Source organism: Acinetobacter sp. ANC5681, assembly GCF_023488045.1.
In the GTDB taxonomy this organism is placed as follows: domain Bacteria; phylum Pseudomonadota; class Gammaproteobacteria; order Pseudomonadales; family Moraxellaceae; genus Acinetobacter.
In genome coordinates this window covers 1-15,843 of the sequence record NZ_JAMFKZ010000001.1, presented here as the reverse complement: position 1 = coordinate 15,843, position 15,843 = coordinate 1, and the positions used below count along the sequence as shown (strand labels likewise).

Annotated in this window: 11 protein-coding genes; 3 read left to right on the top strand and 8 right to left on the bottom strand. The window is 39.6% G+C overall.

The features are described 5' to 3' along the window. Position 1: 1 nt before the first annotated feature. The 5 genes from dapF to M5121_RS00035 all read right to left on the bottom strand — a co-directional run bounded on the left by dapF (position 2) and on the right by M5121_RS00035 (position 5,724). Positions 2–856: a diaminopimelate epimerase gene (gene dapF / locus M5121_RS00055; protein WP_249569797.1), complete on the bottom strand. Its 855-nt coding sequence runs from the start codon at positions 854–856 to the stop codon at positions 2–4. Positions 857–862: 6 nt separating this feature from the next. Next, a complete protein-coding gene (gene lysA / locus M5121_RS00050; RefSeq protein WP_249569791.1) occupies positions 863–2,113 on the bottom strand; it encodes a diaminopimelate decarboxylase in 1,251 nt (416 codons plus the stop codon). A 22-nt stretch (positions 2,114–2,135) separates the two neighbouring features. Continuing rightward, positions 2,136–2,363, bottom strand: coding sequence for an LPS translocon maturation chaperone LptM (gene lptM / locus M5121_RS00045; protein ID WP_004661075.1), 228 nt, complete (start codon positions 2,361–2,363; stop codon positions 2,136–2,138). Between the two features lie 143 nt (positions 2,364–2,506). After that, entirely contained in the window at positions 2,507–3,919 is a 1,413-nt protein-coding gene (locus M5121_RS00040; RefSeq protein ID WP_249569789.1) for an amino acid permease, read from the bottom strand. A gap of 311 nt (positions 3,920–4,230) precedes the next feature. Then, positions 4,231–5,724, bottom strand: a complete 1,494-nt coding sequence (locus M5121_RS00035; RefSeq protein WP_249569781.1) for an alanine/glycine:cation symporter family protein — start codon at positions 5,722–5,724, stop codon at positions 4,231–4,233. A 352-nt stretch (positions 5,725–6,076) separates the two neighbouring features. On the opposite strand from M5121_RS00035, the gene radA reads away from it, so the two are divergent. Both radA and M5121_RS00025 read left to right on the top strand, forming a co-directional pair. Continuing rightward, positions 6,077–7,468 (top strand): DNA repair protein RadA, encoded by a 1,392-nt coding sequence (radA, locus tag M5121_RS00030; protein WP_249569779.1) that lies wholly within the window; start codon positions 6,077–6,079, stop codon positions 7,466–7,468. Positions 7,469–7,550: 82 nt separating this feature from the next. Continuing rightward, positions 7,551–8,519, top strand: coding sequence for a Tim44 domain-containing protein (locus M5121_RS00025; RefSeq protein ID WP_042891853.1), 969 nt, complete (start codon positions 7,551–7,553; stop codon positions 8,517–8,519). A 475-nt stretch (positions 8,520–8,994) separates the two neighbouring features. Here M5121_RS00025 and M5121_RS00020 read toward each other — a convergent pair whose 3' ends face one another. Then, positions 8,995–10,623, bottom strand: a complete 1,629-nt coding sequence (locus tag M5121_RS00020) for an inorganic phosphate transporter (RefSeq protein ID WP_249569776.1) — start codon at positions 10,621–10,623, stop codon at positions 8,995–8,997. Between the two features lie 438 nt (positions 10,624–11,061). Here M5121_RS00020 and metH point away from each other — a divergent pair, with 438 nt between their 5' ends. Continuing rightward, positions 11,062–14,748, top strand: a complete 3,687-nt coding sequence (metH, locus tag M5121_RS00015) for a methionine synthase (protein WP_249569775.1) — start codon at positions 11,062–11,064, stop codon at positions 14,746–14,748. 90 nt (positions 14,749–14,838) lie between these two features. On the opposite strand, the gene M5121_RS00010 is transcribed toward metH, so the two are convergent. Both M5121_RS00010 and M5121_RS00005 read right to left on the bottom strand, forming a co-directional pair. Then, positions 14,839–15,468, bottom strand: coding sequence for a transglycosylase domain-containing protein (locus M5121_RS00010; protein ID WP_249569772.1), 630 nt, complete (start codon positions 15,466–15,468; stop codon positions 14,839–14,841). Beyond that, entirely contained in the window at positions 15,465–15,677 is a 213-nt protein-coding gene (locus M5121_RS00005; protein WP_249569770.1) for a hypothetical protein, read from the bottom strand. The genes M5121_RS00010 and M5121_RS00005 overlap by 4 nt, the downstream gene beginning before the upstream one ends. Between the last annotated feature and the right edge of the window lie 166 nt (positions 15,678–15,843).

Here is a 15,843-nt window from a genome sequence, read left to right as displayed (position 1 = left end):
ATTAACCTTGGAAATATCGTAAATCCAATCGTGCATCGTAGACATGCGTGGTTGGACCTGTCATCCAAACCACATCACCTTCACGCCAAGCGATATGCAACTTACCACCTGCAAGCTGAACTTCAACTTCATTGGCAAGTAAACCACGGCGCATACCACTAACCGCTGCTGCACAAGCTCCTGTACCACAGGCTAAAGTCTCGCCGACACCACGTTCAAACACACGTAAACGAATATGCTTTTCATCAATGATCTGCATAAATCCAGCATTCACCCGTGAAGGGAACCGTGTATGTGATTCTACTTGTGGGCCAATACGCTCAACATCAGCAGTTAATACATCAGGTACGATAGTCACAGCATGAGGATTCCCCATGTTCACAACATCAATATTGATACTTTGATTGTTTGCAAGTTCTAATGCGTATAAGCCTTCAATATCTTCATGTTCTTGGGTAAGAAATGGAATTTCTTTTGGAAGAAATTTTGGTGGTCCCATATTTACACGAACCCACCCATTGGCACCCAATTCAGGCTCAACAATACCCGCTTTAGTTTGTACACGAATTTTAGTTTTGGTCGTCAGTTGACGCTCATGTACAAAGCGAGCGAAACAACGTACACCATTACCACATTGTTCTACTTCCGAACCATCAGCATTAAAAATTCGATATTTAAAATCAACATCAGGAAAATCAGGTGGTTCAACAATCAAAAGTTGATCGAAACCCACACCAAAATGACGATCGGCTAAACGTTGAATGGTTAAAGTATCTAAATAAGCTCGCTGCGTGATCAGGTCAACGACCATAAAATCATTGCCCAAACCATGCATTTTGGTAAATTCTAAATACATCTCAATTTACTCCTCAGGCAATAAATGTTCTTTTTCCCAAAGTGATTCTATGGTTTCACGTTCACGAATTAAATAGGCTTGATCACCACTGACCATAACTTCGGCAGCACGACCACGGGTATTGTAATTCGAGCTCATTACAAAACCGTATGCACCTGCGCCCAATACCGCCAATACATCATTTTCCTGTAAAGCTAGATCACGCTCTTTACCCAGAAAATCACCTGTTTCACAGATTGCACCAACTAAATCCCAAGTTTTAACTTCAACATCAGGATTTGGATTGACTGACTGAATATCCATCCAAGCTTCATATAAAGCAGGACGAATCAGGTCATTCATCGCTGCATCAATAATGGCAAAGTTACGATGATTCGTCGGCTTGAGTAAATCCACCTTGGTGAGTAATGCACCTGCATTGGCAGAAATACTACGTCCTGGTTCCATATACACTTTGAGACCGAGCTTTTCTAAAGCTGGACGCATTGAATTAGCATACTCTTCAACACTTGGCGGAGTTTCATCTTTATAACAAACACCCAAACCGCCACCGATATCAATATGTTTGAGGTTGATGCCCAGACCTTTCAACTGTTCAATCATCACAATGACCCGATCAAGCGCATCAACAAAAGGCTTGGTTTCAGTCAATTGCGAACCAATATGACAGTCAATACCGACAATTTCCAGATTCGGCAGTGAAGCTGCATATTGATAGGTTTCATTGACCGTATCACTTGGAATCCCAAACTTGTTTTCTTTCAGACCTGTTGAGATATAGGGATGAGTTTTCGCATCCACATCTGGGTTTACACGTAATGAAATCGGGGCTTTTTTACCAAGTTTCGCCGCTACTTTCTGGATACGATCCAGCTCAGCATGTGATTCCACATTGAAACATGCAATACCTACGGTCAAAGCCTTTTCAATGTCAGCTTCAGATTTACCTAAACCAGAAAATACAATTTTTGAAGGTTCACCACCTGCTGCGAGAACACGTGCTAGTTCCCCACCCGTCACAATATCAAAACCTGCACCAAGTTTTGCTAATACATTCAGAACAGCGATATTTGAGTTTGACTTCACTGCAAAACAGATTTGATGATCAATAAAATCAAAAGCACGATGCATATCTAAATAATGCTTCTCAAATGTAGATTTTGAGTAAACATATAAAGGCGTGCCAAATTGCTGTGCGAGCTGATCTAATGAACATTGCTCAGCATGCAATACTCCATTAATGCGAGTGAAACTCATGAAGATGTCCTTATTTACAAACTTAAGGTGAGGTTGTCTGTGATACTGTTGAAGATGTTGCTGCTTGGTTTTCAGCTTTCACATCATCAGATGACGTTTTAGCCTGAGACGTTTCATTTTTATAAAGCAGGTATTTTGCACGTTTGTCATGATTGATATCAGAAGGTAATTGCAATGCCCCTGACTGACCACATGCAGTAAGTACCACACTACTGAATAATAAACCGATCGAACAAATGACTTGACGCATCTGAGCACCTAACTTTTACAATTCGGAGCAGTATAACGTGATCATCAGATTGGCTAAAGTCTAAACTTGAAGGAATAAAACAATATCCATAAAAAAACGCCGACTTAGATGCCGACGTTCTTGTTCATTACTTCTTTAACTGCTTACTTCTTTTTATTTAAGAAATAACCAATTGCCAAAATAACAAACCAGATTGGGCTAACTTTAAGTGACTCTAAAGTGGTTTCGTCCAAAGCAAGGAAATAAATCGTTGCAAGGAAGAATAAAATAACCACCCAACAAGTAAACACGCCACCAGGAAGTTTAAAGGTTGATTGTGCATGTAACTCAGGACGGTTTTTGCGGTAGTTAATGTAACTCCACATAATCACAATCCACACACAGATAAACAGGATGGTTGATAAAGTGGTTGCTAGAGTAAACGCTGTCACTTCATCATTGGTTCCCGTCTGTACTTTATAAATGAACTGTACAAATGCACCAATAAAGATACAGATTGATGAGAAAACCAATGCTTTTGAAGGAACGGCAGATTTAGACAATTTACCAAATAATTTTGGTGCTTGCTTATCCGTTGATAAACCAAATAGCATACGACTGGTCGAAAATACACCACTATTCATTGATGACATCACTGAAGATAACACCACCAAATTCATAATAATCGCCGCAGAAGCAATACCTGCTTGTGAGAAGATGTTTACGAATGGGCTGACTTTAGGGTTAATTTGATCCCAAGGTGTTACACACATCACCACAAACAATGCCAATACATAGAAAATAATGATACGAATTGGGATTGAGTTAATCGCTTTCGGCAAGTTACGTTTTGGATCTTGTGTTTCAGCAGCGGTTGTACCGACCAACTCTACACCGACAAAGGCGAAAATTGCAATTTGGAAGCCTGCGAGGAAGCCATCTAACCCTTTAGGGAACATACCACCATGTGTCCACAAGTTGCTAATACTCGCCGTTGTACCCGCAGCATTAGTGAACCCCGTTAAGATCATCCATAAACCAACCGCAATTAAGACAATAATTGCTGTGATTTTAACCATTGCAAACCAGAATTCCATTTCACCGAATAATTTTACGGTGACAAGGTTCAACCCAAGTACAAATAGAATCGCAACACTACTAATCAACAATCCGCCCAATGGAGTAAATGACTCACCCCCATTGAAAAATTCAAGATAGTAAATAATGGCTGATAGGTCGGCAATACCAATCGTGACCCAACATAGCCAATACGTCCATCCAACAAAATAACCCGCCCAAGGACCGATTAAATCAGTGGATAAATCAATAAAAGATTTATACTTTAAATTCGATAAGAGTAATTCACCTAAGGCACGCATGACGAAAAACACCATGATACCGATCAAGCCATAAATGAATAAAATAGATGGTCCAGCTAAACTAATGGTTTTGCCTGACCCCATAAACAATCCCGTTCCGATTGCTCCACCAATTGCAATCAGTTGAAGATGTCGATTAGATAGACTACGGTGAAGCTCACTTTGCTCGTTGGCCTCACCTAAATTTTGATTCGACATTTTTACAAAAACTCTCAAGTATTTTTCGTTCGTTAGCTAATGCTCAAATCAAAATGACAATTCGCACCATTTAATGGCATCTTCTTGCATTGTAAATTGCTTTGATGATGTTTTAGCTAGCCAATTTTCTGTCTGTACAACTCAACATTTCAAGTTAAATACAAATGGACCTGATCATACGCACAAGGATGTACCAACTCAATGCACTTTTTTGACTCTATATTTTTCAATAGCTTAAAAATTAGGCAATAAAAAAGCAGCCTCTGAAGGCTGCCTTTATATCTAGATATTTACTTTAATTTATTATGATATTAGTTTTGTTTATTCTTAATACGATCTTCCCAGAACGTAGCATTACGAATACCAAGTTTTACTGGATCAAAAGTAAACTCTTTAACACCCGCTTTTTGCTGCTGTTCATAATCTCTCAATGCTTTAATCGTTGGTTTCCAAATGAAGTAAGTCACAATAATACCAATGATATTAATCCAAGCCATTAAACCTACACCGATATCTCCAATTCCCCAAATATAACCTGTTGCACTGATTACACCATATGAAACAGAAAGAATGATGAAGCATTTGGTGATAAATAATAAAGATGGAGTTTTAGTAATATAACTTAAATAAGTAATATTGGTTTCAGCAATATAGTAATACGCAACAATCGTTGTAAATGCGAAGAAGAATACAGCTAATGCAACAAAGATTTGTCCAAAACCACCAAATACTGTACTTACTGCCATTTGAGTAAACGCAGGAGAGCCAATTTCAGCCGTGGCGGCAACATTTTGTACAATAAATTGACCTGCTTCTAGAGTACCTTGAACATTGTACATTCCAGTAATAAGAATCATAAATGCAGTAGCAGAGCAAACAAATAAAGTATCGATATAAATTGAGAATGCTTGTACTAAACCTTGTTGAGCAGGATGCTCTACCTCAGCTGCGGCAGCGGCATGTGGTCCTGTACCCTGACCTGCTTCGTTAGAATACACGCCACGTTTTACTCCCCAACCAATTGCAGCACCAAGACCTGCCATAGGAGAAAAGGCATCAGCGAAAATTAAGGAAATCACACCAGGTAACTTATCGATATTGATAAAGACAATAATTAATGCCATGACAATATAGCCAGCCGCCATAAACGGCACTACAAATTCAGCGAATTTTGCAATACGTTTGATACCACCAAAAATGATGACTGCAAGTAGTGTTACAATCACAACTAAAGCGAGTAGTTTATAAGTGCCGACATTTCCAAAAACAATTGCACCTTCACCTGTGATTTGTGTGAAAGCATTACCTACTGCATTTGCTTGAATACCGGGTAAAAACAAACCACATGAAATGATCGCAGCAATCGCAAATAAAATACCCAACCAACGCTGACCTAGACCTTTATCAAAATAAAAAGCGGGTCCACCACGATATTGTCCTTGATATTCAACTTTATAAATTTGACCTAAGGTTGATTCAACATAAGCAGTACTCGCTCCTAAAAATGCAACAAGCCACATCCAGAAGACCGCACCTGGTCCACCAAAACCAATTGCTGCTGCTACACCTGCAATATTACCTACACCAACACGACCTGAGAGTGAAACAGCGAGTGCTTGAAACGAAGAAATACCTTGTGCTGATGAGCCTCCTTTAATGAGGAGCCTTATCATATCTTTGATCTGACGAACTTGAACAAACCTTGTTAGGACGGAGAAAAATAAACCTGCACCTAAACATAAATAGATCAGAGCTTTGCTCCAAATAATACTATTTATCCAATCAACAATTTCTGCTGCACTCATGAACACCAACCTTTTGTATAATTTAAAAATATATCAATTGATACATTTTCATTTGTCTGAGCATCAGCAATATTTATGCCATTCAATATAATTCTTATGACAACAAATGAGCAAATGCTCAAAGACCTTCCGTGGAAAAAGTGAATTTAAAGAATTTTTCGACTCAAAAACCTACTATATCTTACTTGTAAAAGTCTTATATCGTGTTATTTTTCTGAGCACTTCCCTTTAACCAGTCAATTACGAAAACACCGTTTACTCTTAATTCCTTATCAAGAAAATGAACGATATTGATCTTTTCCGTAATTACTCTACTTTTTAACTAATTTATCGCAAATTTTCAATTTTATATATGGCAAAAATTAAAACTGTTTATCGATGTGAACAATGTGGCTCCGATCATCCAAAATGGGGAGGACAATGCTCTGAATGTGGAGAATGGAATAGCCTCATAGAAGTTCGCATAGAGCCAATCGTATCCCACAGAGCGCAATCAAAGATGGGAGGCGGTTATGCAGGTCAAGCAGCGAGCATCACAACTCTAAATAAAATTTCCGTTTCACATGAAACTCGTCTAGCTACTGGGATTGGCGAATTTGATCGTGTACTTGGTGGCGGTTTAGTGACTGGATCAGTCGTTTTAATCGGTGGTGACCCTGGTATCGGAAAATCTACCATCTTGTTGCAAACAGCTACTCACATGGCAGCAGCTAAAAGTTCCGCTCTTTATGTCACAGGTGAAGAATCATTATCACAAGTCGCTTTACGTGCGCAGCGATTAGATTTACCTACAGACCAGCTCAAAGTAATGGCTGAAACCTGTGTGGAAAGAATCTGTGAAGTATTGGCTCAAGAAAGACCAGCCGTTGCGATTTTAGACTCGATTCAGACCTTATATACAGAAACCTTACAATCTGCACCAGGTGGTGTCTCACAAATCCGTGAATCAGCAGCCCTACTCACACGTTTTGCAAAAAATAGCGGAACAGCGTTATTTATCGTGGGGCATGTAACTAAAGAAGGTGCTTTAGCTGGACCACGTGTGCTTGAACATATGGTGGATTGCGTACTGTATTTCGAAGGTCAGTCGGATTCTCGATATCGTATGATTCGTGCCGTGAAAAACCGTTTTGGAGCAGTCAACGAGCTAGGTGTCTTTGGCATGACCGATAAAGGGCTACGAGAAGTCGCCAATCCCTCCGCTATTTTCCTCAGTCGTTATGATGAAGCCATTCCGGGTTCAATTGTGATGATTAGCCGTGAAGGCACTCGCCCATTACTCGTCGAAGTTCAAGCTCTTGTTGATGATGCACATGCTCAACCTCGGCGTGTTGCATTAGGACTTGAACAAAATCGTCTGAACATGCTACTTGCGGTAATGCATCGACATGGTGGTGTTCAAACCGCGGGACAAGATGTTTATGTCAATGTCGTAGGTGGATTAAAGATCACGGAAACTGGTTCAGATCTAGCGGTATTACTCGCCTGCGCTTCAAGTTTGCGTGGTAAAGCATTACCACAACAACTGGCTGTTTTTGGTGAAGTTGGTTTATCGGGAGAAATACGCCCTGTTCCGAATGGTCAGGAACGCTTAAAAGAAGCGGCAAAACATGGTTTTAAATATGTGATTTTACCAAGAGCAAATGCGCCACAAAAAAGTATTGATGGTGTTCAAATCATTGCTGTAGCTCGTTTACATGAAGCATTGACTGAAGCAATGCAGCTTAGTGATGAGCTGACATAAAAAAACATACTTTTTTAGTTGAAATTATCAACGAATACCTTCATAAATACACTTACATCTTGGAATTAAATAGGAATTTTCGATGCAAGTACACCAGCGTGGCTTGATGGCAGCTTTATTGATGGCAACTTTGGTCGCAGCACCAGTTGCAGAAGCTAAACGTGCGGGCGGTGGCAAAAGTCATGGTATGACTCGTTCAACGACGACGACTCAATCTCAGCCAACTACAACTCAATCGTACCAACAACCTACAACTAAAACTACGACGACTCAAAAATCAGGTCCAGGCGTAGGTTCTATGGTTGCTGCTGGTGTAGCAGGTGCTGCTGTAGGTGCAGTTGCTGCAAATGCATTGGCAGATGACAACAATCCTACTTCTGCTGAGCAGCAAGCTGCGCAAGAAGAGGAAAAAGGTGGTATTCCAGGTTGGTTATGGGTACTCCTAGCTGCTGCAGTTGCATTCTTTGTATTCCGTAAATTCGGTGCAAAAAAAAAATTAGCCACAGCTAATCCATATGCTCCAAATAATAACGGTCAAAACAACTTTGGCCGTCCTGTAAGCCCACAACCAACTATGCGTCAAACTGCTGGTGACAATACCAATATTTTTGGTCAATCAGTTGGTGGTGGCGTTGCGACTCAGGCACCGTTTGGTGGTGCATCAATGAGCAGTGGCAACCAATTACCTGATGGGACTGAACCTGCTGCTTTCCTTCGTATTGCACGCCAACGCTTCAATCACATTCAATCAGTAAATAGCGCAAGCAATATCGAAGAAATTCGTCGTTACTTGACTCCTGAGCTTTATAACTCAATGTATAGCGACATCATGGCTAACCAAGACCAAGATGTGGCTGAGTTTAGCAATCTTAATGCGATGGTTGCTGAAAGCACAACTGAAAATGGACAATATGTGGTTAGCGTTCGTTTCACCGGTACGGTAAGTGAAGATTTAAATAGCTTGCCACAACCATTTACTGAAATTTGGCACTTTGTTAAACCTGTTGGCTCGCAACAAGATTGGGTTGTGGCAGGAATCCAACAAGCATAATTGCTAATATCATTTAAAAAAGGAGCTATTCAATAGCTCCTTTTTTTTATTGGTGCAATTTTATGATAAATAAAAAAAGCCACTCTCGATTTCTGAGAATGGCGGAGTGTAAACGAAATTTAAGTAAAACGTTGTTTACAATAAGGATAACCAAACATATAGGCATCTTCATAATAATTAATATTTGTCAGGAAACATATTCCACATTTGGGGAATAGCCTTTACTTATTTGAATTTTTTAGATGAACATTTGATTTAGATTTTATGGATAGCTTAATTACAAAGCTAAAAATGACTAGTTACAACGTAAAAAAAGAGCTGAAATCAATGTTTAAAACAATCTATTGGATTAGGTGACTAAGCCTTTGCCTAGCAACAAATATACTAATCGTGCAATCAGCTCAAAAGATTAAAGCAATAAAAAAGCCTTGCCGAAGCAAAGCTTTTATTTCTGTTCTAAATCTTCTAACTATACTTAAGACACAAACTGTAGGAATACCCAGTACAAGCCACCTGACAAACAGATCGTTGCAGGTAAGGTAAATACCCAAGCTGAAAGAATGGTACGAACTGTTGCGAAATTCAAACCTGATTTATTTGCCACCATCGTACCTGCAACCGCACTGTTTAAAACGTGTGTTGTTGATACAGGCATACCTAAACCATCAGCAGCAGCAATCGTACTCATCGCAACTAATTCCGCTGACATCCCTTGACCATAAGTCATGTGGTTTTTACCGATACGCTCACCCACTGTAATCACGATACGTTTCCAACCCACCATCGTACCTAAACCAAGAGCAAGCGCGACTGCGACCTTCACCCAGTTTGGAATGTATTGTAAGAACGAATCTAAGTTACTACGATATTCTTTTACCAATTTTTCTTGGTCTTTATTCATTTCAGGTAAAGCATCTGCTTTATCTAAACGTTTAAATGTCGTTGTACTTAAATACATGTCATTACGAATTTCACTCACAGCAGCTTCAGGAATATCCTTTAAGTTGCCATAAGTCGCTACACGATCACCCAAATGAGAGGTCATGCTTGCAAGAGCAGGAACAACTTCTGGGGTTTGCTCTTTGGTTTGAATAAATTTCGTCAAAACTTCACGAGCTTTTTCATCAGATAATTCATTCTGATTGACATTCAACACGGTCGCTGTTTGAGCCGAAAGCTGTTCGAATGATTGTAGATGTTGAGCATCTAAGTTTTTATTCAATGAATAAGCCAAAGGAACTAAACCAATCAAAATCAACATGATTAAGCCCATGCCTTTTTGACCATCATTTGAACCGTGCGCAAAACTTACACCCGTACAGGTAAAGATTAAAATCGCACGAATAAGTGGTGGTGGTGGTTTGTTACCAACAGGAGGTTGGAACAATTCCAATTGGCGCTTAAAGATTGTTTTAACCAGTAAGAATACAATTGCTGCAAATGCAAAACCGATCAAAGGAGAAAATAACAATGCCTTCCCGACTTTGATGACTTGATCCATATCAATGCCACTGGTCGCTCCAGTTGATGCATTTAACAAGTGATTCATAATCCCCACACCCAAGATCGAACCGATCAAAGTATGAGAACTTGATGCAGGAATACCTAAGAACCAAGTTCCTAAGTTCCAAAGAATGGCTGCAATTAACAAAGCAAATACCATTGCAAAACCAGCCCCACTTCCGACATTCATAATCAGTTCAACAGGAAGTAAAGCAATAATACCGTACGCAACAGCACCACTCGCGACCATAACCCCAAGGAAGTTACAGAAACCAGCCCACATCACTGCAACAGGTGCAGGTAATGCATTGGTATAAATCACGGTGGCAACCGCATTGGCTGTATCGTGGAAACCATTAACAAATTCAAAGCCTAAAGCAATGAAAAGTGCCGTGGATAGAAGAATAACTGAATATAAACTCAAAGGTGGTACATGCGCTAAGTCAGCACTCACCTGAAAACCAATATAAATAAGTGTTGCAATAATAATTGTTAAAAACACCGGCATAAAAAATTTCGGTGTAGGAACATGTACATTCGTCGATTTTGCCGTAGAACTGGCAAGCGGTGAATCCGAAACAGGAGGAAGATTAGAATTCATGTAGACGGTAAGAGGATAATAAAATCCTCTGTATTGTTTAATTAAATTATGACAATTATATGACAAAGGACTGTCATATGAAGCCAAATTTTCATATTTTTCTTATATTTTTTTATGTTTTTTTTGATTCAAACCAAGATTATTTTTATTTTTATATAACAAAAACAATATCTTAATTAAAAATAAGTTCAATAAAACCTGTTTGTCTGATTTTGCAACAAACACAATAAAATGTGAAACTTATTTGTCATATTCCGAAATATACGTTGTGTTTTTAGGCATTATTCACCAAAATTATTGCAATTTCATGAAGCTTTTATGACATTTTCAACCTGACTGGATGAATTACATCATCCTGATGCTGAAAATACGCGCTTTTTGTTCGCTTCTGTTACAATGCCCCTGCTTTTTATCTTCATCATCGACTGGGGTTTCTGAATGTCCACGCTTACCACCCTACAATCACTTCTTGCCCAACGTATCCTAATTATTGATGGTGCGATGGGGACGATGATTCAACGCCATAAATTAGAAGAACAAGATTATCGTGGTGAACGTTTTGCAGATTGGGCCTCAGACCTAAAAGGCAACAATGATTTATTGGTACTCACACAACCACACATTATTCAAGGCATCCATGAAGCTTATTTGGATGCAGGTGCAGATATTATTGAAACCAACAGCTTTAACGGCACACGTGTTTCATTGTCGGACTATCACATGGAAGACCTCGTCCCAGAGATCAACCGTGAAGCAGCACGTTTAGCGCGTGCGGCCTGTGACAAATATTCAACTCCAGATAAACCGCGTTTTGTAGCAGGTGTCCTTGGTCCAACTTCTCGAACCTGTTCAATCTCACCGAATGTAAATGACCCTGCTTTCCGTAACATCACCTTTGATGAGCTCAAAGAAAACTATATTGAGGCGACTCATGCCCTCATCGAAGGTGGTGCAGACATTCTATTGATCGAAACTGTGTTCGACACCTTGAACTGTAAAGCTGCAATCTTTGCGGTAAAAGAGGTGTTCAAGCAAATCGGTCATGAACTGCCGTTAATGATCTCAGGCACCATTACGGATGCATCTGGTCGTACCTTAACAGGTCAAACTGCAGAAGCGTTCTGGAACTCGGTTCGTCATGGTGACTTACTCTCAATTGGTTTTAACTGTGCGCTCGGTGCAGACGCAATGCGTCCACACGTAAAAACCATTGCTGATGTTGCTGATACCTTTGTTTCTGCCCATCCAAACGCAGGTTTACCAAATGCCTTTGGTGAATATGACGAAACGCCTGAACAAACAGCAGCATTCATCAAAGAATTTGCTGAAAGTGGTTTAATCAATATTACCGGTGGTTGCTGTGGTACCACACCAGATCATATCCGTGCGATCTATAACGCAGTTAAAGATATCAAGCCACGTCAAATTCCTGAAACCAAACCAGCCTGCCGTTTAAGTGGTTTAGAACCATTTAACATTTATGATGATTCTCTATTCGTCAATGTCGGTGAACGTACCAACGTTACCGGCTCAAAAAAATTCCTGCGTCTTATTCGTGAAGAGAAGTTTGCCGAAGCTTTGGAAGTAGCTCAGCAACAAGTTGAAGCTGGTGCACAGATCATCGACATCAACATGGATGAAGGCATGCTCGATTCGCAAAATGCGATGGTGCACTTCCTGAATCTGGTTGCTTCTGAACCTGATATCTCACGTGTGCCAATTATGATTGACTCATCGAAATGGGAAATCATTGAAGCAGGCTTGAAATGTGTACAAGGTAAACCCGTCGTCAACTCAATTTCATTGAAAGAAGGTTATGACGAGTTTGTCGAAAAAGCTCGTCTATGCCGTCAGTACGGTGCAGCAGTTATTGTCATGGCTTTTGACGAAGTTGGTCAGGCAGATACCGCTGAGCGTAAGCGTGAAATTTGTAAACGCTCTTATGACATTTTAGTCAATGAAGTTGGCTATCCAGCTGAAGATATTATTTTCGATCCAAACGTGTTTGCAGTAGCAACAGGGATCGAAGAACACAATAACTATGCCGTAGACTTTATTGAAGCAACGGGTTGGATCAAACAAAACTTACCACATGCCATGATTTCAGGTGGTGTTTCTAACGTTTCGTTCTCATTCCGTGGTAATGAGCCAGTGCGTGAAGCGATTCACTCGGTATTCCTTTACCATGCCATTAAACAAGGCATGACCATGGGTATTGTCAATGCTGGTCAAATGGCGATTTATGACGATATTCCAAAAGAACTCAAAGATGCGGTTGAAGATGTCATTCTGAATCAAAACCAAGGTGAATCAGGTCAAGCTGCGACTGAGAAACTGCTTGAAGTCGCTGAAAAATACCGCGGACAAGGCGGTGCTGCCAAAGAAGCCGAGAACCTTGAATGGCGTAATGAGTCAGTCGAAAAACGTCTTGAATATGCCTTAGTCAAAGGGATTACCACTTATATTGATGAAGATACCGAAGAAGCCCGTTTAAAAGCCAAACGCCCTCTTGATGTGATTGAAGGCGCATTGATGGACGGCATGAATGTGGTCGGTGATCTATTCGGCTCAGGAAAAATGTTCCTGCCACAAGTGGTAAAATCTGCCCGTGTGATGAAGCAAGCTGTAGCATGGCTGAATCCGTACATTGAAGCTGAGAAAACAGGTAGCCAGTCTAAAGGTAAAGTGTTGATGGCAACCGTAAAAGGCGATGTACACGATATTGGTAAGAATATCGTGGGCGTGGTGTTGGGCTGTAATGGCTATGATATTGTCGATTTAGGTGTGATGGTACCTGCGGAAAAAATCTTACAAACCGCGATTGATGAGAAATGTGACATCATTGGTTTATCTGGTTTGATCACCCCATCTTTAGATGAAATGGTGTTTGTTGCCAAAGAAATGCAACGTAAAGGTTTTAATATTCCTTTATTGATCGGCGGTGCAACTACATCCAAAGCACATACCGCAGTGAAGATTGATCCTCAATATTCAAATGATGCTGTAATTTACGTCGCGGATGCTTCACGTGCAGTGGGTGTCGCAACCACCCTACTTTCTCCTGAAATGCGCGGTAACTTTATTGCAGAGCATCGTGCTGAATATGCCAAGATTCGTGAACGTTTAGCAAATAAGCAACCGAAAGCTGCAAAATTGAGTTATGCAGAATCCGTCGAAAACGGTTTTAAAATTGATAATCACTATGTACCACCAAAACCAAATGCTTTGGGTACACAAGTTATTAAGAATTATCCGCTTGAAACCTTAGTTGAATATTTTGACTGGACACCATTCTTTATCTCATGGAGTTTGGCAGGTAAATTCCCGAAAATCTTAGAAGATGAAGTGGTCGGTGAAGCAGCGACTGATCTTTATAATCAAGCGCAAGCGATGCTGAAAGACATCATTGAAAATAAACGTTTCGATGCCCGTGCTGTATTTGGCTTATACCCTGCTCAGCGTACTGGTGCGGATACCGTCAGCGTATTTGATGAATCAGGTCAAAATCGCACTCATACCTTTGAGCACGTACGTCAGCAATCAGACAAAGTGACAGGTAAACCAAACTTGTCTTTGGCGGATTATATTAAGCCTTCTGAACAACCTGAAGATTATCTCGGTGGTTTTACGGTGTCGATCTTTGGTGCTGAAGAATTGGCAAATGAATATAAAGCCAAAGGTGATGACTATTCAGCAATCTTGGTTCAGTCTTTGGCCGATCGTTTTGCCGAAGCCTTTGCAGAACATTTACATGAACGTATTCGTAAAGAGTTCTGGGGCTATAAAGCCGATGAGACTTTGGGCAATGAAGAATTGATCAAAGAGAAGTATGTCGGTATTCGTCCTGCGCCTGGTTACCCTGCTTGTCCAGAGCATTCTGAAAAAGCAGTGTTATTCGACTGGTTAGGTTCGGAAGCAAAGATCGGTACAAAATTGACTGAACACTTTGCGATGATGCCGCCTTCTTCTGTCAGTGGTTTCTATTATTCGCACCCTGAAAGTGAATACTTTAATGTTGGCAAGATTTCTCAAGATCAGCTTGAGGATTATGCGAAGCGTAAGGGCTGGACACTCGATGAAGCGAAACGTTGGTTAGCGCCGAATTTAGATGATTCGGTTGTTTAATTTAGAATAAAAAAATCTCCCCTAACCCCTCTTTTTCAAAGAGGGGGAATGTCATGTGATTCAATTTGTTACGTGACAGCTCCTCCCTTTTCAAAGGGAGGTTGGGAGGGATTTATACTTTACAATTTTAGCCTGAATATTGCCCACTCTAACTTTCATTTTACATGACCATATTTTTTTATTTTTAATAGGTTCTGGATACTTTAATCTACTAACTATTTTTATTTTTTCTAATGTATTCAATTGACCCAATAATATTTTTTTACGCCTTAAAAACCCAGTCAAGCCGTTCATCCCTGATCCTAAAAATGCTATATTTAAATACGCAGTCCCAATAATCTTATTATTAAACTCATATGTAATTAAAACTGCTAATAGCTGTTCTCTTAATTTACGAAATAAAGTCCTTTCATATCTTCCCGTAATAACTCTTACAAATTGCTGAGCTACAGTGCTTGCTCCTTGAAATTCTTTCTTCACATGCGTAAAGTAAATTGCCCTAAGTATAGCGTAATGATCAATACCGTAATGAAAATCAGATCTATGGTCTTCTGCTAAATACAAGACCTCAATTATTTCATCGTCTAATGCTATATTTAAGTTTTCTAAATAATTACAACATTTCGAAAAATCATTATTTAAATTATCTAAATTAAAAAATATAAAAACTTTACCTAACATATAAAATGGAATTGTGAAGAAAAAGTATAAAGTTTTCATACTTTTTCTCGAACTTCAGGAATAAACTTTTGAAATGCTGTTTTGGATAGACAAACTGTTCCTCTTTGATCAGCAACCATAGAATAAAAATCCCCTTCAAACTTTGTTGCCATACGATCACTAAAAAAGAAATACTTTTTCTTCAATTCAAAACGGCAATAAATAGTCGATTGTCTTTTTTCACCATATTCTGTCGCATGTATAGTCAATATATCTGGACCAAAGATATTCTTTTGAATTGAACCTTCTATGCTAGCTCGTGCTCTATGCTTACCTGTATATTCTAAAATATTGATGTGTGCTTAAAAAACAGGAGGGTTTAACTTGGTAAACTATACATACTCATTAGGAGTTTACCATGAGCAAGAAACAGAA

Coding starts and splice junctions, on each gene's coding strand:
- dapF (WP_249569797.1), bottom strand. CDS start 856: ATGTATTTAGAATTTACCAAAATGCATGGTTTGGGCAATGATTTTATG.
- lysA (WP_249569791.1), bottom strand. CDS start 2,113: ATGAGTTTCACTCGCATTAATGGAGTATTGCATGCTGAGCAATGTTCA.
- lptM (WP_004661075.1), bottom strand. CDS start 2,363: ATGCGTCAAGTCATTTGTTCGATCGGTTTATTATTCAGTAGTGTGGTA.
- M5121_RS00040 (WP_249569789.1), bottom strand. CDS start 3,919: ATGTCGAATCAAAATTTAGGTGAGGCCAACGAGCAAAGTGAGCTTCAC.
- M5121_RS00035 (WP_249569781.1), bottom strand. CDS start 5,724: ATGAGTGCAGCAGAAATTGTTGATTGGATAAATAGTATTATTTGGAGC.
- radA (WP_249569779.1), top strand. CDS start 6,077: ATGGCAAAAATTAAAACTGTTTATCGATGTGAACAATGTGGCTCCGAT.
- M5121_RS00025 (WP_042891853.1), top strand. CDS start 7,551: ATGCAAGTACACCAGCGTGGCTTGATGGCAGCTTTATTGATGGCAACT.
- M5121_RS00020 (WP_249569776.1), bottom strand. CDS start 10,623: ATGAATTCTAATCTTCCTCCTGTTTCGGATTCACCGCTTGCCAGTTCT.
- metH (WP_249569775.1), top strand. CDS start 11,062: ATGTCCACGCTTACCACCCTACAATCACTTCTTGCCCAACGTATCCTA.
- M5121_RS00010 (WP_249569772.1), bottom strand. CDS start 15,468: ATGAAAACTTTATACTTTTTCTTCACAATTCCATTTTATATGTTAGGT.